We start from the raw sequence: 15,853 nt of genomic DNA on the forward strand, positions 1-15,853 counted from the left end.
GGCCACCGGGAGAGCGCTGACCCGGACCGGGCGACCACGCGCCGGAGAGGGGCCGGCCGCCCGGCCGGCCCCTCCTTTCCCGTCCCCGATCCCGTGTCCGGCCGATAACCGCGCGCGTTGTCGGCCGCGGCGTGACACTCTGGAGAGGTGCTCTCCGATCGGGAACGTCTGACACAGCTGGTGCCGCGCACTCTGCTCCGCCTGGCCACATGGTGCCTGTGCCTGATCATCATCGGCTGGGCCGTCTTCTACTTCGCGCAGTTCATCGCGACGCTGCGCATCGTGGTCCTGCCGGTGGCCGTCGCGCTCCTGCTCACCGCGCTGCTGTTCCCGATCACCCGCAGGCTCCGCACGATGGGCATGCGGCCGATCTACGCCACGTGGCTCACCATGCTCGTCGCGCTCGCGGTGCTGGGCGGCACCGGCTGGTTCATCGGGCTGCGGGCCAACGACGAGTTCCCGCGCCTGGTCGAGCAGGTGCGGGTGACGGCCAAGACCGTGGAGCAGTGGCTCTACACCGGGCCGCTGCACCTGCAACGGAACCAGATCACCACGTGGATCGACGAGATCACCAAGCAGGTCACCGCGCAGCGCAACCAGATCACCCAGACGGTGCTCACCGGCGCCACGGTGGCGATGGAGGTGCTGGCCTCCATCGTGCTGCTGCTGTTCGTCATGTTCTTCCTGCTCAAAGACGGCGACCGGATCTGGTCGTGGTTCCTGCGGGGCTTCGGCGGGGCCGCGCCCCGCGTCGACCGGGCCGGGCGGGCCGCCTGGGTGACGCTCTCCCACTACGTGCAGGGCACGGTGGCGGTGGCCGCCGTGCACGGTGTGATCATGGGCATCGTGCTCGCCGGGATGGGCGTGCCGCTCTGGGCGCCGCTGGCAGTGTTGATCTTCCTGGCCAGCTTCATCCCCATCGTCGGCATCTTCTTCGCCGGCGCGATCGCCACCCTGGTCACGCTCGGCGCCAAGGGCCCGATCTACGCCCTGATCTTCCTCGGCATCCTGGTGGTGGAGCAGCAGCTGGAGAACCACGTGCTCCAGCCGCTGATCGTCGGCCGGGCGCTGAGCTTCCACCCGCTGGCGATCATTCTGGTGCTGGCCGTGGGCGGCATCCTGGCCGGCATCGCCGGGGCCGCGGTGGCGGTGCCGGTCGCCGCCGTGATCTACCGGGCGCTGCCCGAGCTCAGAAGCGACCCACCGGCCGCGCTGCCCGCCGGGACGGCCTCTCCCGAGCCGGCGGAGCCGGCAGGGCCCTCCGGGGCGCTCGGCCCGTCCGAGGGGCCGGAGCCGGCCGGGCCGCTCCGTCCGGTCCCCCTGGTCCGTCCGGCGGATGAGGGATCACCGCAGCCCAAGGGGTAACGTTCTGCTCCGTGACCCGTTCCACCGTGACAACCCCTCCCCCGGGAGCGGTCCGGCCGCAGGCGCTCCCGGGCGCCCCCGCCCCCGGCACCCCGCTCGGCCCGCACTACAGCCGCTGCTTCGGCTGCGGCGACCAGCACCCGACCGGCCTGCATCTGAACGCCACCTCGCCTGACGGGATCACGGTGACCGCCGAGTTCACCGTGGGGGAGGCGCACCAGGGCGCGCCGGGCCTCGCGCACGGCGGCGTGCTGGCCGCGGCGATGGACGAGGTCATCGGCATGTCCATCTGGCTCCTCCAGCGCCCCTACGTCACCGGGCGGCTGGAGACCGACTACCTCGCGCCGGTCCCGGTCGGCACCACGCTGCACCTGCGCGCCTGGTGCACCGGCGTGTCCGGCCGGAAGGCGTACCTTGAGGCTGAGGGGCGGACCGGCTCCCCGGACGGCCCGGTCGCCGTGCGGGCCGCCGCGCTCTTCGTCGAGGTGGGCATGGAACACTTCGCCAAACACGGTGACGCCCAGGCCCTCATCGACGAACATCACGAGTACGAGGTGAATCCGTGACCGACAACGTCGAGGTGCTGATCCACCGGCTCGACGCCGGGCTGCCGCTGCCGTCCTACGCCCATCCGGGCGACGCGGGCGCCGATCTCTACGCCGCCGCGGACGTCGAGCTGCTCCCCGGGGAGCGGGTCATGGTAGGCACCGGGGTGGCGATCGCCCTGCCCGATGGGTATGCCGCGTTCGTCCATCCGCGTTCCGGTCTGGCGGCCAAATACGGTGTGACGCTCGTGAACGCCCCCGGCACCGTGGACGCGGGCTACCGGGGCGAGATCAAAGTGACGCTGCTCAACACCGACGCCAAGGACTCGCTACGGCTGCGCAGGGGAGACCGCATCGCGCAGCTGGTGATCCAGCGGGTGGAGAGGGCCGCGTTCTACGAGGTGGACCGGTTGCCCGGATCGGCGCGGGGCGCCGACGGGTTCGGGTCCACCGGTCGTTGACAGAGAGCGAACCCGACAAGGAGCGTGAGAGAAGTGTTCGGACGTCGCCGTCGCGAAGAGTCCCCGGCCGTGGCCGGGGAGGCCGGGCAGGACGAGCGGGTCGAGCGGGAGCCGGCACGCGAGTCCGGCCCGTGGGACTCCGGTGAGCCGTATCCCGAGCGGGAACGGGTCGACCTCGGCGGCATGCGCCTGCCGGTCGACCCGGGATTCGAGGTCCAGCTGAACCTGGCCGGTGACCACATCGTCGGTGCGGTCGTCATGGTCGGCGAGAGCGCCCTCCAGGTGCACGCGTTCGCGGCGCCCAAGCGCAACGGCATCTGGGACGAGGTGCGGGACGAGCTCGCCGAGGGCGTCAAGGGCGCCGGTGGCACGGCCGAGGAGCGGCAGGGGCCGTTCGGGGTCGAGCTGGCCGCGCAGGTCCCGGCCGACGGGGTCGCCCAGCCGGTCCGCTACATCGGCGTCGACGGCCCGCGCTGGTTCCTCCGCGCGGTGATCAGTGGGCGCGCCGCGCTGGACGCCGAGGCGGCCGCACCCCTGGAGGGGGTCGTCCGCGACATCGTGGTGGTCCGCGGGGACGAGCCGATGGCGCCCAAGGAGGCGATCGAGCTGCGGCTCCCGCCGGAGGCCAGGCAGGCGGTGGAGCAGCAGGCCGCCGAGGGCGAGGTGCCCGACCTCAACCCGTTCAAGCGAGGCCCGGAGATAGCCGAGCTCCGCTGACGTGAGGATCGCGTACGCTGATTCAACACGTATGTGAAGGAGAGGTCGTGGGTTCTCAGGAACCGCATAAACAGGGCGGGTTTCGGGGTTTTTTCCGGCGGCTGACGACAAGTCAGGCAGAGCTGGAGGCCACCGAACTCCAGCAGGACCTCGATCGTCATGGCGCCACGCCCATCGTCTCGTGCGGCGCCCGCCGCCGGTTCTGCGTTACCGGTACGCTACGGACCGTGACGCTGAGGCCCCGCGGTGGCGCGCCCGCGCTCGAAGCGGAGCTTTACGATGGTTCGGATGTGATCGACCTGATCTGGCTGGGCCGCCGGAAGATCGCTGGGATAGAGCCCGGCCGGATGGTCCTGGCCGAGGGGCTCGTCAGCGTGCAGGACGGGCGCAAGGTGATGTTCAACCCCCGATACGAGCTACGTCCGGCGGGCGGTGCGTGAGCGATCGACGACCACGGAGCGGTGAGCGAGAAGATGACCACCAGCGATGAGACCACCGCGCACGACACGGTGGAGGCCGCGATGCGCGTCCAGCTCGCCAAGGCCTTCGGCGGGGTGCGCGGCATCATCGAGGCCGCCGTGCCCACGATCACCTTCACCGGGATGTGGATCGCCACCTCGGAGCTGAAGACGTCCCTGATCGTCAGCATCTCGGCCGCGGTGGTGCTGCTGGTCGTGCGGGTGCTGCAGCGCTCGACGCCGCAGTTCGTCCTCAACAGCCTCGTCGGCATCGGCATCGGCGCGTTCTTCGCCTCCCGCACCGGCGACGCCCGTGACGTCTACCTGCCCGGCATCCTCTACAACGCCGCCTACTCGGTGGCGATGCTGATATCGGTCGTCACCCGGTGGCCGGTGGTGGGCTTCATGATCGGCTCTGTCACCGGCGACCCGACGGGCTGGCGCAAGGATCCGGCCGTGGTACGGCTCTGCTCCAAGCTCACCTGGATGCTGATGGTCCCGTGCGTGGTCCGGGTGGCGGTGCAGCTGCCCGTCTACCTGATCGGCGGGGACGACGCGGTCGCCGAGCTGGGCATCCTCAAGATCGTGATGGGCTGGCCGCTGCAGGTCGCGGCCCTGGCCGCCATGGTGTGGCTGCTGGCCAGGGGCCGGACCCCGGTCCGGCCGCCCGCCCTGCCCTGAGGCCGCCCGCCCTGCCCTGAGGCCGCCCGTCCTGCCCTGGAGGTCCGAGGCGGCCCGTCCCCGGCTCCGGGAGGGCGTCCGGCCCTGCTGACGGGTCCCGGTCCCGTACGGCGACGCCGTACGGGACCGGCGCGGTCAGTGGATGGAGCGGTGTGCCGACAGGAGCCGGGCCAGCTCCTCCTCGACCTCCTGGCTGGCCACGAACATCAGCTCGTCGCCGGCCTCCAGCGGGTCGTCGGCGGTGGGCACCAGCACCCGCCCCTCGCGCAGGATCGCGACCAGGGCGGTGTCGGTCGGCCACGGCACCGAACCGGCGCGCTGGCCGACGACCGGCGCGTCCTCGGGCAGGGTGAGCTCCACCAGATTGGCCTGGCCCTGGCGGAAGGTCATCAGCCGGACCAGGTCGCCGACGCTCACCGCCTCCTCGACCAGGGCGCTCAGCAGGCGCGGGGTCGAGACGGCCACGTCCACGCCCCACGACTCGTTGAACAGCCACTCGTTCTTGGGATGGTTGATCCTGGCGACCACGCGCGGCACGCCGTACTCCGTCTTGGCCAGCAGCGACACGACGAGGTTGACCTTGTCGTCGCCGCTGGCGGCGACGACCACGTGGCAGTCGGCCAGGCCCGCCTCGTCCAGCGAGGAGATCTCGCAGGCGTCGGCGAGCAGCCACTCCGCCCGCGGCACCGTGTCGATCTTGATGGCCTTGGGGTCGATGTCGATGAGCAGGACCTCGTGGCCGTTCTCCAGGAGCTCGGCGGCGATGGACCTGCCGACGGCTCCGGCACCCGCGATGGTGACGCGCATCAGTGACCCTCCTCCGGCGCACCGGACAGCACCTTGTTGATGCGGTCCATGTCACTCCCGACCGCCATGACGTGCAGGATGTCGCCTTCCTGCACCACGGAGTCGCTCCTGGGCAGCAGGGTCTCGCCCATCCGGTTGACGAACGCCATGCGCGTGCCCGCGGCCTCCTCCAGGTCCTTGGTCCTGGTGCCGATCCAGGCCGGGTGGTAGGCCACCTCGGCCAGCACGACGGACCCGGTCGGGTCGCGCCACAGCGGCTCGGCGCCCTCGGGCAGCACCCGCCGCAGGATCTGGTCGGCGGTCCAGCGGACCGTGGCGACGGTGGGGATGCCCAGCCGCTGGTAGACCTCGGCGCGCCGGGAGTCGTAGATGCGGGCCACCACGTTGTCCACGCCGAACGTCTCGCGTGCGACCCGGGCGGAGATGATGTTGGAGTTGTCGCCGCTGCTCACCGCCACGTAGGCGCCGGCCGACTCGATGCCGGCCTCTTCCAGGACGTCGCGGTCGAAGCCGATCCCGGTCACCCGGCGACCTCGGAAACCGGCCCGCAGGCGGCGGAACGCCTGCGGATCCCGGTCGATGATCGCGACCGAGTGGCCGCTGTCCTCCAGGATGTGCGCCAGGGTCGAACCCACTCGGCCACACCCCATGATCACGATATGCATGCTCCCCCGCCGGTCGCGTTGAGGCGGATCTTGTTCCGATGTACTTAGTCAGTATGGCCCGCTGGGGGAGTGCCGCGTCAGCGGGGCGGGTGGATGGGGACTAGCATCGGCAGACGTGTCAAAGGTGACGGACCTTGTCAAGCGCCTGTTCATCGGGCGTGCGCTGCGTAGCACGCAGTTGCATGAGCAACTGCTCCCGAAACGGATCGCACTGCCCGTCTTCGCGAGCGACGCGCTCTCCTCGGTGGCCTACGCGCCGCAGGAGATCCTTGTCATCCTCTCCATCGCCGGGGTCTCCTTCTACGGCTTCGCCCCGTGGGTCGCGGTCGCCGTCGTCCTGGTGATGCTCACGGTCGTGGCCTCCTACCGGCAGAACGTGCACGCCTATCCCAGCGGCGGCGGAGACTACGAGGTCGCCACCGTCAACCTTGGCCGCAACGCCGGCCTGACCGTGGCCAGCGCCCTCATGGTCGACTACGTCCTCACCGTCGCGGTGTCGGTGGCCAACGGCGTCGACTACGTGGGCGCCACGATCCCGTACGTCGCCCAGCACAAGCCGACGGTCGCGATCGCCATCGTCGTCGTGCTGACGGTGGTCAACCTCCGGGGCATCCGCGAGTCCGGCGCCGCCTTCGCCATCCCCACCTACGCCTTCATGTTCGCGGTCATCGGCCTGGTCGTGTGGGGCGGCTTCCGGCTGCTGGTGCTGGGCGACGAGCTGCGCGCGCCCACCGCCGACTACGAGATCGTCGCCGAACAGGCCAACCTGACGTCCTTCGCGGCGGCCTTCCTGATCCTGCGGGCGTTCTCCTCCGGCTGCGCGGCGCTCACCGGCGTCGAGGCGATCAGCAACGGCGTGCCCGCCTTCCGCAAGCCCAAGAGCAAGAACGCCGCCAACACGCTGCTGATGATGGGCCTGGTGTCGGTGACGATGTTCGTCGGCATCATCACGCTCGGCCTGGCCTCCGGCGTCAAACTCGCCGACCCCGCCGCCGCGGCCCACGACGTGCTCATCAACGGCCGGCCCGCCGGGCCCGGCTACTACCAGCCGCCGATCATCGCCCAGGTCTCCGAGGCGGTCTTCGGCACCGGGTCGCTGTTCTTCATCGTCATCGCCGCCGTCACCGCGCTGATCCTGTTCCTCGCCGCCAACACCGCCTTCAACGGCTTCCCGGTGCTCGGCTCCATCCTGGCCCAGGACCGTTTCCTCCCCCGCCAGCTGCACACCCGGGGCGACCGGCTGGCCTTCTCCAACGGCATCGTCATCCTGGCCGCCGGCGCCTGCCTGCTGCTGTGGGGATTCCAGGCCGACGTCAGCCGCCTGCTCAACCTCTACATCGTGGGCGTCTTCGTGTCGTTCACGCTGAGCCAGATCGGCATGGTCCGGCACTGGACCCGGCACCTGCGGACCGAGACCGACCGGAAGGTCCGCGCGCAGATGAGGCGCTCGCGGGTCATCAACTTCTTCGGCGGCGTCATGACCGGCGTGGTGCTGGTGGTCGTGCTGCTGACCAAGTTCACCCACGGCGCGTGGATCGTCTGCGTGGCCATGCCGGTGCTGTTCCTGATGATGAAGGCCATCCACCGCCACTACGACAACGTGGCCCACGAGCTCGCGGTGTCGGAGGACACCGAGGTGGACGAGACGATGCTGCCCGCGCGCAACCACGCCGTCGTCCTGGTCTCCAAGATTCACAAGCCGACCCTGCGCGCCCTCGCCTACGCCCGCGCCACCCGGCCCTCCACCCTGGAGGCGATCACCGTGGGAGTGGAGGGCGAGGAGGCCCGGGCGCTGCAGGAGGAGTGGGAGCGGCGGGGCATCCCGGTGCCGCTGAAGATGCTCGACTCGCCCTACCGGGAGATCACCCGGCCGATCCTGGAGTACGTCAAGTCGCTGCGCCGCCGCTCGCCCCGCGACGTGGTGACCGTCTACATCCCGGAGTACGTCGTCGGCCACTGGTGGGAGCACCTGCTGCACAACCAGAGCGCCCTGCGGCTCAAGGGCCGCCTGCTCTTCCAGCCCGGCGTGATGGTCACCAGCGTGCCCTGGCAGCTCCACTCCTCCGACCGCCTCAAGGGCCGCCCCGAGCGCTACGCCCCCAACGCCGTCCGGCGCCGGGAGCGCGAGGCGGCCGGCGACGAGGTGCGCCACGGCGAGGCGGCCCGGGGACAGGCGGCCGGTGACGGGGCCGCCGCGGAGGGGCCCAGCCCGCGGCGCGGGACCCCGTGAGGGGATGGCGCGGCACCCCGTGACGGGATGGCCCGGGGCGAGGACGGCAAGGCATAACCTTTCGTATGTACTCCTGGCCACAGGGAGGCTCGAACGACGACGGACTGCGAGGACATGGCATGGCGATCGAACTGACGGTGGGACCGGTCGCGCACGGCGGCTGGTGCGTCGCTCGCCATGACGGCCGGGTGGTCTTCGTGCGGCACGCCCTGCCCGGCGAGCGCGTCCTGGCGGAGATCACCGAGGAGACCAGCCGGTTCCTGCGGGCCGACGCGGTCGAGATCCTGGAGCCCTCCGCCGACCGGGTGACCCCGCCGTGCCCGTTCGCCGGCCCCGGCCGCTGCGGCGGCTGTGACTGGCAGCACGCCTCGCTCGACGCCCAGCGCCTGCTGAAGACCGACGTGGTCGCCGAGCAGTTGCGGCGGCTGGCCGGGATCGAGTGGAAGGGCATCGTGGAGGAGGTGCCCGGCGCCCCTGACGGCCTCGGCTGGCGCACCCGCGTCCAGTTCGCCGTCGACCGTGACGGCGTCCTCGGCCTGCGCCGCCACCGCTCCCACGACATCGAGCCGGTGGACGCCTGCCTGATCGCCCACCCCGAGGTGGAGAACGTCGGGGCCGAGGTCATGAACTGGCGCAACGCCTCCTCGGTCGAGGTCATCGCCTCCAGCACCGGGGAACAGGCCGTCGTGGTCGCCCCCAAGCCCCGCCGTACGGTGGCCGTGCCCGACCTCGACACCGGCGTGGCCGTCTTCGTGGACGAGGGCAAGGGCCGCACCCGCGTGGTCCACGGCCGCAACCATCTCACCGAGCGCGTCGGCGACCGCGACTTCCAGATCACCGGCAGCGGCTTCTGGCAGGTCCACCCCGGCGCCGCGGCCACGCTGCTGGCCACCGTCCTGGACCTCGCCGCCCCGCAGCCGGGGGAGTGGGCCCTGGACCTCTACTGCGGCGTGGGCCTGTTCGCCGCGGGGCTGGCCGAGGCCGTCGGCCCGGAGGGCGCCGTGTTCGGCGTCGAGTCCGAGGCCGTGGCCGTGCGCGACGCCGAACGCAACCTCCGGGACCTGCCGCAGGCGAGCTTCGCCCGGGGCCGTGTCGAGCACGCCCTCGACCGCTTCGACATCGAACGCGCCGACCTGGTCGTCGTCGACCCGCCCCGGGCCGGTCTGGGGCGCGACGTCGTCGACCGGATCGCCACCCTCCGGGCCACCCGGATCGTCTACGTCTCCTGCGACCCGGCCACCCTCGCCCGTGACCTCGCCTGGCTCGCCGAGCACGGCTACCGCCTCGCCGACCTGCGCGCCTTCGACGCCTTCCCGATGACCCACCACGTGGAGTGCGTGGCCCTGCTGGTCAGCGATTCGATCTAGGCGCTGACCGGCGAAAACGCAACACGTGATGTCTCGTCGAACCCCGGCGTCACCCACGGCAAACCAAGATCATGGCGCACGGAGAGCGCACGATCACGAAAACGCCCCGCGACCGATCCGGTCGCGGGGCGTCGTTCACAGAGCTGTGTGATCGGCCACCAGTCGGTCGGACGAGAAGCGGAACCCTCACTGTGGCCCGTCGAGCCTCTGGGCGCCCACAGGAGCCCTCTGAAGGTCTTGTGGGCCCTACGTGCGCCTAAGGGTGTCCGTGCCTCACTGAGGCATCTGGGGGCTGCTCCGGCTCCCGGAACGGACCTGTGAGCAATCGGGGCGCCCCGGACGTCATAGCCGTGAGCGACATACGGTGTCCGTCCACCTCATGATCTCCGGCCGCCGCGGATCCCCACTCCGTGGCGGTAGAAGGTGTCTCCGGGGAGGACCCGGTATCGCTGCCAGGGATCTTCTTGCCGGAGGTCATCGTCCAGGCCGAGATCATCGCCGCGCTCGCCGTGCTCGTCTCCACCGAGCACGACACGGGCGTGCATGAGGTTCCGGCCGATATCCGGCAGCCGATTGCCGCCCAGTGGCTCAGCTACTTCGATGGGGTGTCATGACAGTCTCTCGTGACGAGATCCGCGCCGTCCTGGACCGCTACCTCGCCGCCCACCCGGGCCGCGTCGAGGACGTCGCACCGCTGACCGACGCGCTGGCCGGTGAGCACGACCCCACCTCCCGCAAGGCTCTCCCCCTGCACGTCACCTGCACCGCCGTCGCGATCAACGACGCCGGGCAGGTGCTGATGATCCACCACCGGGCGCTGAACCGCTGGCTGCTGCCCGGCGGGCACGTCGAGCCGGAGGACCGCAGCCTGTACGGCGCCGCGCTGCGGGAGCTGGAGGAGGAGACCGGCATTCCCCGCCGGTCCACGACGTCGTGCCGCTCGACGTGGACATTCACGAGATCCCCGCCAACCCGGCCAAGGGAGAGCCCGCGCACTGGCACGCGGGCTTCCGGTTCGCCTTCTGGGTGAAGGCCGGCGAGGTGTCGATCCAGGAGGAGGAGGTGTCGGCCTTCGCCTGGCGTGACCGGCCCGACTCGGCCGCCCTCAGAGGACATCCGCGCCGTCCTGGCCGATCTCGGCTACTTAGCGCGCGCCTGGCTGTAGTGGCGGGCGGCGCGGGCGCGGTTGCCGCAGGCGGCGGAGCACCATTCGCGGCGATGGTGATCCTTGACGAAGAAGAGCACACAGCCGGGCGCGTGGCAGGCGCGCAGGTTGGCCAGTTCGGGTCCGGTGAACAGGTCGACGGCCTGCTGGGCGATGGCGGACAACGCAGCGGGCACGACCGGCGCTGAGCTGTGCGAGTGCGCGGTGGGTGCCGGGTCCCAGCTCAGTTCGCGCCAGTGGGGAGCGGCGCGGACGTGCTTGTTGACGGCCTCGACCGCGTCCGGTTCGGGCGGGGAGCCGGCGGTCGCGGCGGTGGCCAGGGCGCGGATGCCGTCGCGGAGCTCGCGCGCCCCGGCCAGGTCGGCGGTCGTGGGCTCGATGGAGTCGGGCAGCGGGAGCGCGAGCCGTCCGCGGACCGCCTCCAGCCAGGCGGCCAGCTCCACGACGGTCCGCAGGCCGTCCTGGAGCCGGCCGCGCACGGCGTAGGTGGCGTTGGCCAGTTCGATGGGCAGCGGTTCGCCCATCACCGGTGCGCTCATGACGAGGCTCCGCGCAGCCGGGCGTTCTCCCGTTCGAGCTCGGCTATCCGTTCCTGCAGGTGGCCGAGGGCGTGCTCGACGACGTCGCGAGAGAACAGCTGGGGGATGTGCTTGGGGCAGTTCCAGTCGGACCCCTCGACCTGGATGATGACGGCGCGCTCCACCTTGGCAGGGTAGTCCGCGACCACCAGCGAATGGTCATCCTCCACCACCCGGGCGCGGCCGAGCAGCTTGAGCCGTGCCTGGTTGGCGTAGTCCATGAGGAACAGCGAGACGCGGTCGTCGTGGTCGAGGTTGCCGCGAGTGATGTACTGCCGGTTGCCGCGGAAGTCCGCGAAGCCGAGCGTCTGGTCATCCAGCACCTTCAGGAACCCGCGCGGGCCGCCGCGGTGCTGAATGTACGGCCAGCCGGTCTCGCCGACGGTGGCCAGGTAGAAGCTGTCGCACTCGGCGATGAAGGCGCGCTCGTCGGGTCCCAGTCGGTCGGCCTCGACGGAGCCGTTGAGCATGCGGCGGTAGGCGCGTTCGCTGCCGTGCGCCTTCTGGTGGGCCAGGACGCCGTTGGTGAAGGCGAGCTGGGCGAACCTGCTCATGATCGTGGTCCGAAGATGACGCGGTCCTTCTCGTCGATGGGGACGTCGTTGACGCTGGCCTCGCGGCGGGCCATCAGCCCGTCGGGGGTGAACTCCCACAACTCGTTGCCATGCGAGCGCCACCATTGGCCGTTGTCGTCGTGCCACTCGTACTGGAAGCGGACGGCGATGCGGTTCTCAGTGAAGGCCCACAGTTGCTTGCGCAGGGCGTAGCCGTTCTCCTTGGCCCACTTGCGAGTCAGGAAGGTCCTGATCTCTTCACGACCGTTGAGGAATTCGTCACGGTTGCGCCAGACCGAGTCGGGGGTGTAAGCCAGGGCGACCCGCTCGGGGTTACGGGTGTTCCAAGCGTGCTCGGCCAGCTGGACTTTCTGCGCGGCCGTCTCGGCGGTGAAGGGGGGAAGCGGCGGACGGGACATGAGGATGCTCCTTGCGAAGAGGTGGTGCCGGTACGGCAGGCGACCGCGCTTGCCGTACCGGACTCCAAACGGGATCGGTGGCGGGCAACCGGCCGGTCAATCTCGGTGTCGGCGACCTTGCCAGTGGCGTCCTGCGACTGGATCGAGGAGAGACGAGACACGGGTGTTGCTTAGAGGTGGTCGGAAAGTGGGCCTCGACGTCCTTTCGTCCGAGGAAGTCGCGGATCAGGTCGGCGATCTCGGCGCCGTGGGTCTCCAGCGCGAAGTGGCCGGCGTCCAGCAGGTGGAGCTCGGCCTCGGGCAGGTCGCGCAGGTAAGCCTTGGCGCCGTCGGCGCCGAAGATCTCATCGTTCTGCCCCCAGGTGATCAGGGTCGGCGGCTGGTGGGCGCGGAAGTACTCCTGGAAGGCCGGGTAGCCGTCGAGGTTCGCCTTGTAGTCGTAGAAGAGCTGGAGCTGGATCTCCTTGTTGCCGGGCCGGTCCAGGTAGGCCTGGTCCAGGGTCCAGGTGTCCGGACTGATCAACTCCAGCCTGTCGGCCGGGACGCCATGGGTGTACCGCCAGCGGGTCGCGTCCGCTTCCAGCAGCGTCCTTACGGCGGGCTCGTGCGTGACGCGGTCGGAGGCGTGGGCGAACAGCACCTCCCAGCACGGGGTGAAGCCCTCCAGGTAGGCGTTGCCGCTCTGGGTGATGAGCGCGGTGATCCGTTCGGGGGTGCGGGAGGCGATGCGCAGGCCGATCGGGGCGCCGTAGTCCTGGATGTAGAGGGCGAACTGGTCGATGCCGAGGGTGTCGAGCAGCTCCAGGGTGATCTCGGTCAGCGTGTCGAAGATGTATCGAACTCCTCGACGGAGGGGGCGGCCGACTGGCCGAAGCCGAGGTGGTCGGGGGCGATGAGGTGGTAGGAGTCGGCCAGCGCGGGGATCAGGTTGCGGAACATGGCCGAGCTGGTCGGGAAGCCGTGCAGCCGGACCAGCCTCGGGTTCGCCGGATCGCCCGCCTCCCGGTAGAAGATCTTCTGGCCCTGGATCTCGACGGTGCGGTGCGTAACGGTCATGACTATTCCTTCCAAGGTGAGGTCTGGATGACCTCGACGAAGTCACCGCGGCGGAAGCCGGGGACGAAATGGGCGAGCACGTCGGCCTTGACGTTGCCGAACGTGGTGTCGGGACGGTCCTTGACGCCGTCGGTGAACGCGGCGAGGATCTGGCGCTTGAAGTCGGGGCGCGGGTGCTGCGCGACCACGGCGGCGCGCTGCTCCTCGGTGATCTCGTGGTAGCCGAGGCCGAGCACGTCCAGCTCGACACCCGTGGTCACCAACGCGATCTCGGGCGCCATGTGCAGGGGGACCTCGGGGGTGGTGTGCAGCGCGATCCCGGTCCAGGCCAGTCGCGCCACGTCTTCGGCGATGCCGTGCGAGAGCAGGAATCTGCGCGCCTCGTCGGCGCCGTCGATCTCGAAGCGCCGGGCCGTGCGAAACTCGGGCACCAGGCCGAGGTCGTGGAAGAGCGCGCCCACGTAGAGGATTTCCGGGTCGTACCGCAGGTTTTCGCGCTGGCCGCGTAGCGCTCCCCAGAAGTAGACGCGGCGGGAGTGGTGGTAGATCAGCGGCGAGGCGGCCTGCCGTACCAGGTCGGTGGCCTCGGCCACGAGCTTCGTGTCGGGAACGACGGGCAGCGTCATGAGACGGTCACCGGCTTTCTGGTCGGAGTGAGCAGTACGGCTGCTGCGACGCTGAAGGCCAGGCCCAGCGCGAAGTAGCCGCGGTAGCTGTCGGTCAGGGTGTGGACGATCGCCGCCACGCCCAGCCCGGCCGCGGCGGCCAGCTGGTGCGTGACCCAGGCGGGGGCCAGGGTCTGGCCGATCCTGGCGCGGTCGAGCCCGCGTGACAGGACCGCCATGGTCAGCGGGATCATCGGGAAGGAGGCGGCGCCGAACAGCACCGCGACCGCCACCAGCGCCTCCGGGCCGGGGACGAGGACGGCGAGCGCCAGGGACAGGGCGCGCACGCCGTACAGGAAACGCAGCAGCGTCTCTGGGCTGTGACGGCGCAGCAGGCGCGAGACCAGCGCCGAGGTGAGGCCCGCCGACACCGCGGCGAGCGCGACCAGCCGGCCGGTGCCGGCGACCGACCAGCCGGCCTCGACGGCGTGCTTGGGCAGCATGAGGACGACCACGTACATGGTCGCCGCGTGCAGGCCGAAGGAGGCCAGCACCTTGACCCGCCCGGCCAGCGACTCACCGCGCGCGGACCTCGGGGTCTCCACCCGGTCGTCGGGCAACTGCGTCCACAGGACGGCGGTGACGACCAGGCCCACCGTGCCCAGGAGCACGTAGGTGGCCCGGACACCGACCGGCTCGAACAGCGAGGTGGCCGCCCACGGAGCGAGCACCTGGCCCAGGTTGATGCCGATCGCCGCCCGGGCGAGCGCGGGCCCGGCCTCGCTGCCGTACGAACGGGAGATCAGGGTGGTGATGGTGAGGCTGGAGGAGGCGGCGAACCCGAGCCCGCCGAGCACCATGTAGGCGGCGACGAACTCCCACGTCTCGTGGACCACCGACAGGACGAGGTAGCTCCCCGAGGTCAGGATCAACCCCACCGCCAGCACCGCCCTGGCGCCGACCCGGTCGAGCAGGGCGCCGATGCGCCACTGCACCAGCCCGGTGAGCGCGGTGCTGAGCGCCGCGGCCAGGGCCAGCGCCGTGGCGCTGATCCCGTAGGCGGCAGCAGTCGGCGCGAAGAAGACACCCATGGAGAAGTTGAGCCCGAAGGACACCGTCATCGCGGCCAGAGCCGCGTTCGCCGTGCGGATCATCGGAGGATCTTCTCTTTGAGCGCGGTGAGCAGAGCCGCGACGAGGTCGGCCGTGGCATCGTCGAGCAGGTTGCCGTCCGCGTCGAACCGCTCACCGGAGCGGAAGGCGATCACCTCGGGCTTGACCACGACGTCGGAGTGGGTCCACAGGAACACCTGGCGCAGGGCCAGCTGGGCGCGCACCGACCCGAAGTTGGTGGGCGCGGCGCCCATGATGGCGATCGGCTTGTGCAGGAGCGGCAGGCCTTCGGTCTTGGTCCAGTCGGTGCTGACCCAGTCGATGGCGTTCTTCAACGTGCCGGGTATGGAGTAGTTGAACTCGGGCGTGGCGATCAGCAGCCCGTCGGCCTCGCTGATACGCCGCCGCAGATCCCGCACGATCGGGGGCCGGTCCTGCGGGGTGTCGAGATCCAGGTCATAGGGCGGAATGTCCCGCAGGCTGTCGTAGATCTCGATGTCCAGGCCGCCAAGGTTGACCTTCTGGGCAGCACGCAGGAGGAAGGTGTTGTGGGAGGCGGCACGGAGGCTGCCGGAGATCGCGAGAATCTTCAGGTTGGTCACGTGAAGAGCGTGGAAGGCGCGGTTGATGCATTCCCTATCCCATCGCTATGCACGACTGGATAGGGGCGAGCGCACTTCACCGTCCTCGGGCCGGTGACCCTTCCCGGAGCAGCTCCGCGGCACCGGGCGATCCTGGCCCACCTCCTGCCGCACGCGCGCACCGTCCTCAGCGCCGAGCAGCTCATCGACGCCCTGTGGGGGCTCACCCCGCCGGACAGCGCGCGGGCGCAGATCCACAGCTCGATCGCCGCCGTCCGCCGGGCCCTGCGGGCGGCGAGAGCCGGACAGACACTGGAGACCCACGCGGGCGGCTACCTGATCCGCCCGGAGCCGCACCAGTTCGACCCGGAGGAGTTCACCGCCCAGGTGGCGAAGTCGTAGCCCCAGGAATCCTCATCCGTAGGGTGAACGTTCAGGATCCGCAGGTTACGCGGGGAGGCGGCCTTAACAGCTTCTTCGGACGGTG

19 protein-coding genes and 1 pseudogene are annotated in these 15,853 nt (G+C 70.5%); 11 read left to right on the forward strand and 9 right to left on the reverse strand.

Annotation, left to right across the window (positions count from 1 at the left end):
• Window positions 1-180: 180 nt before the first annotated feature.
• From ACZ6R6_RS11790 to ACZ6R6_RS11815, 6 genes are read left to right on the forward strand one after another with little or no spacing between them, the layout of a single operon-like run.
• Entirely contained in the window at window positions 181-1,365 is a 1,185-nt protein-coding gene (locus ACZ6R6_RS11790) for an AI-2E family transporter (RefSeq protein ID WP_470092483.1), read from the forward strand.
• 11 nt (window positions 1,366-1,376) lie between these two features.
• Window positions 1,377-1,931, forward strand: a complete 555-nt coding sequence (locus ACZ6R6_RS11795; protein ID WP_470092485.1) for a PaaI family thioesterase — start codon at window positions 1,377-1,379, stop codon at window positions 1,929-1,931.
• A complete protein-coding gene (dut, locus tag ACZ6R6_RS11800) occupies window positions 1,928-2,371 on the forward strand; it encodes a dUTP diphosphatase (RefSeq protein WP_470092487.1) in 444 nt (147 codons plus the stop codon). The genes ACZ6R6_RS11795 and dut overlap by 4 nt, the downstream gene beginning before the upstream one ends.
• Window positions 2,372-2,404: 33 nt before the next feature.
• Window positions 2,405-3,088 carry a DUF3710 domain-containing protein gene (locus ACZ6R6_RS11805; protein ID WP_470092489.1) on the forward strand — a complete coding sequence of 228 codons (684 nt, stop codon included), beginning with the start codon at window positions 2,405-2,407 and terminating at the stop codon, window positions 3,086-3,088.
• Window positions 3,089-3,135: 47 nt separating this feature from the next.
• Window positions 3,136-3,528 (forward strand): OB-fold nucleic acid binding domain-containing protein, encoded by a 393-nt coding sequence (locus tag ACZ6R6_RS11810; RefSeq protein WP_306867587.1) that lies wholly within the window; start codon window positions 3,136-3,138, stop codon window positions 3,526-3,528.
• Between the two features lie 33 nt (window positions 3,529-3,561).
• Complete coding sequence (locus tag ACZ6R6_RS11815; protein ID WP_470092782.1) at window positions 3,562-4,227, forward strand: DUF3159 domain-containing protein; 666 nt, start codon at window positions 3,562-3,564, stop codon at window positions 4,225-4,227.
• A gap of 135 nt (window positions 4,228-4,362) precedes the next feature.
• On the opposite strand, the gene ACZ6R6_RS11820 is transcribed toward ACZ6R6_RS11815, so the two are convergent.
• Complete coding sequence (locus ACZ6R6_RS11820) at window positions 4,363-5,034, reverse strand: potassium channel family protein (RefSeq protein ID WP_306867589.1); 672 nt, start codon at window positions 5,032-5,034, stop codon at window positions 4,363-4,365.
• Window positions 5,034-5,699 (reverse strand): potassium channel family protein, encoded by a 666-nt coding sequence (locus ACZ6R6_RS11825; protein ID WP_470092492.1) that lies wholly within the window; start codon window positions 5,697-5,699, stop codon window positions 5,034-5,036. The genes ACZ6R6_RS11820 and ACZ6R6_RS11825 overlap by 1 nt, the downstream gene beginning before the upstream one ends.
• Before the next feature lie 115 nt (window positions 5,700-5,814).
• Here ACZ6R6_RS11825 and ACZ6R6_RS11830 point away from each other — a divergent pair, with 115 nt between their 5' ends.
• The 4 genes from ACZ6R6_RS11830 (at window position 5,815) to ACZ6R6_RS11845 (ending at window position 10,326) form a co-directional block, all read left to right on the forward strand.
• The gene (locus ACZ6R6_RS11830; protein ID WP_470092494.1) at window positions 5,815-7,929 is read left to right on the forward strand and encodes an APC family permease; all 2,115 of its coding nucleotides are present in this window, start codon (window positions 5,815-5,817) and stop codon (window positions 7,927-7,929) included.
• 119 nt (window positions 7,930-8,048) lie between these two features.
• Window positions 8,049-9,296 (forward strand): class I SAM-dependent RNA methyltransferase, encoded by a 1,248-nt coding sequence (locus tag ACZ6R6_RS11835; RefSeq protein WP_470092496.1) that lies wholly within the window; start codon window positions 8,049-8,051, stop codon window positions 9,294-9,296.
• A 464-nt stretch (window positions 9,297-9,760) separates the two neighbouring features.
• Window positions 9,761-9,910 (forward strand): hypothetical protein, encoded by a 150-nt coding sequence (locus ACZ6R6_RS11840; protein WP_470092498.1) that lies wholly within the window; start codon window positions 9,761-9,763, stop codon window positions 9,908-9,910.
• The gene (locus ACZ6R6_RS11845; RefSeq protein WP_470092500.1) at window positions 9,907-10,326 is read left to right on the forward strand and encodes an NUDIX domain-containing protein; all 420 of its coding nucleotides are present in this window, start codon (window positions 9,907-9,909) and stop codon (window positions 10,324-10,326) included. The genes ACZ6R6_RS11840 and ACZ6R6_RS11845 overlap by 4 nt, the downstream gene beginning before the upstream one ends.
• Window positions 10,327-10,436: 110 nt before the next feature.
• On the opposite strand, the gene ACZ6R6_RS11850 is transcribed toward ACZ6R6_RS11845, so the two are convergent.
• The 7 genes and pseudogenes from ACZ6R6_RS11850 to ACZ6R6_RS11880 form a co-directional block, all read right to left on the reverse strand.
• Complete coding sequence (locus ACZ6R6_RS11850; RefSeq protein WP_470092502.1) at window positions 10,437-11,000, reverse strand: CGNR zinc finger domain-containing protein; 564 nt, start codon at window positions 10,998-11,000, stop codon at window positions 10,437-10,439.
• Window positions 10,997-11,593 (reverse strand): pyridoxamine 5'-phosphate oxidase family protein, encoded by a 597-nt coding sequence (locus tag ACZ6R6_RS11855; RefSeq protein ID WP_470092504.1) that lies wholly within the window; start codon window positions 11,591-11,593, stop codon window positions 10,997-10,999. Before ACZ6R6_RS11855 ends, ACZ6R6_RS11850 begins: the two co-directional genes overlap by 4 nt.
• Window positions 11,590-12,012: a nuclear transport factor 2 family protein gene (locus ACZ6R6_RS11860; protein WP_470092506.1), complete on the reverse strand. Its 423-nt coding sequence runs from the start codon at window positions 12,010-12,012 to the stop codon at window positions 11,590-11,592. Before ACZ6R6_RS11860 ends, ACZ6R6_RS11855 begins: the two co-directional genes overlap by 4 nt.
• Window positions 11,927-13,068, reverse strand: a pseudogene (locus ACZ6R6_RS11865) (alpha/beta fold hydrolase). The gene ACZ6R6_RS11860 and the pseudogene ACZ6R6_RS11865 overlap by 86 nt, the downstream one beginning before the upstream one ends.
• 2 nt (window positions 13,069-13,070) lie before the next feature.
• Window positions 13,071-13,694 carry an HD domain-containing protein gene (locus ACZ6R6_RS11870; protein WP_470092507.1) on the reverse strand — a complete coding sequence of 208 codons (624 nt, stop codon included), beginning with the start codon at window positions 13,692-13,694 and terminating at the stop codon, window positions 13,071-13,073.
• Window positions 13,691-14,827, reverse strand: a complete 1,137-nt coding sequence (locus ACZ6R6_RS11875; protein WP_470092509.1) for an MFS transporter — start codon at window positions 14,825-14,827, stop codon at window positions 13,691-13,693. Before ACZ6R6_RS11875 ends, ACZ6R6_RS11870 begins: the two co-directional genes overlap by 4 nt.
• Complete coding sequence (locus ACZ6R6_RS11880) at window positions 14,824-15,387, reverse strand: NADPH-dependent FMN reductase (protein ID WP_470092511.1); 564 nt, start codon at window positions 15,385-15,387, stop codon at window positions 14,824-14,826. Before ACZ6R6_RS11880 ends, ACZ6R6_RS11875 begins: the two co-directional genes overlap by 4 nt.
• A gap of 93 nt (window positions 15,388-15,480) precedes the next feature.
• On the opposite strand from ACZ6R6_RS11880, the gene ACZ6R6_RS11885 reads away from it, so the two are divergent.
• Entirely contained in the window at window positions 15,481-15,768 is a 288-nt protein-coding gene (locus ACZ6R6_RS11885) for an AfsR/SARP family transcriptional regulator (protein ID WP_470092513.1), read from the forward strand.
• Window positions 15,769-15,853 lie beyond the last annotated feature (85 nt).

This window comes from Streptosporangium sp. NPDC048886 (assembly GCF_055586905.1).

What these genes read in the sequence shown, in the direction of transcription:
- ACZ6R6_RS11815 (WP_470092782.1), top strand. Translation starts at nt 3,562, where the DNA reads ATGACCACCAGCGATGAGACCACCGCGCACGACACGGTGGAGGCCGCG.
- ACZ6R6_RS11820 (WP_306867589.1), bottom strand. Translation starts at nt 5,034, where the DNA reads ATGCGCGTCACCATCGCGGGTGCCGGAGCCGTCGGCAGGTCCATCGCC.
- ACZ6R6_RS11825 (WP_470092492.1), bottom strand. Translation starts at nt 5,699, where the DNA reads ATGCATATCGTGATCATGGGGTGTGGCCGAGTGGGTTCGACCCTGGCG.
- ACZ6R6_RS11835 (WP_470092496.1), top strand. Translation starts at nt 8,049, where the DNA reads ATGGCGATCGAACTGACGGTGGGACCGGTCGCGCACGGCGGCTGGTGC.
- ACZ6R6_RS11845 (WP_470092500.1), top strand. Translation starts at nt 9,907, where the DNA reads ATGACAGTCTCTCGTGACGAGATCCGCGCCGTCCTGGACCGCTACCTC.
- ACZ6R6_RS11850 (WP_470092502.1), bottom strand. Translation starts at nt 11,000, where the DNA reads ATGAGCGCACCGGTGATGGGCGAACCGCTGCCCATCGAACTGGCCAAC.
- ACZ6R6_RS11855 (WP_470092504.1), bottom strand. Translation starts at nt 11,593, where the DNA reads ATGAGCAGGTTCGCCCAGCTCGCCTTCACCAACGGCGTCCTGGCCCAC.
- ACZ6R6_RS11860 (WP_470092506.1), bottom strand. Translation starts at nt 12,012, where the DNA reads ATGTCCCGTCCGCCGCTTCCCCCCTTCACCGCCGAGACGGCCGCGCAG.
- ACZ6R6_RS11870 (WP_470092507.1), bottom strand. Translation starts at nt 13,694, where the DNA reads ATGACGCTGCCCGTCGTTCCCGACACGAAGCTCGTGGCCGAGGCCACC.
- ACZ6R6_RS11875 (WP_470092509.1), bottom strand. Translation starts at nt 14,827, where the DNA reads ATGATCCGCACGGCGAACGCGGCTCTGGCCGCGATGACGGTGTCCTTC.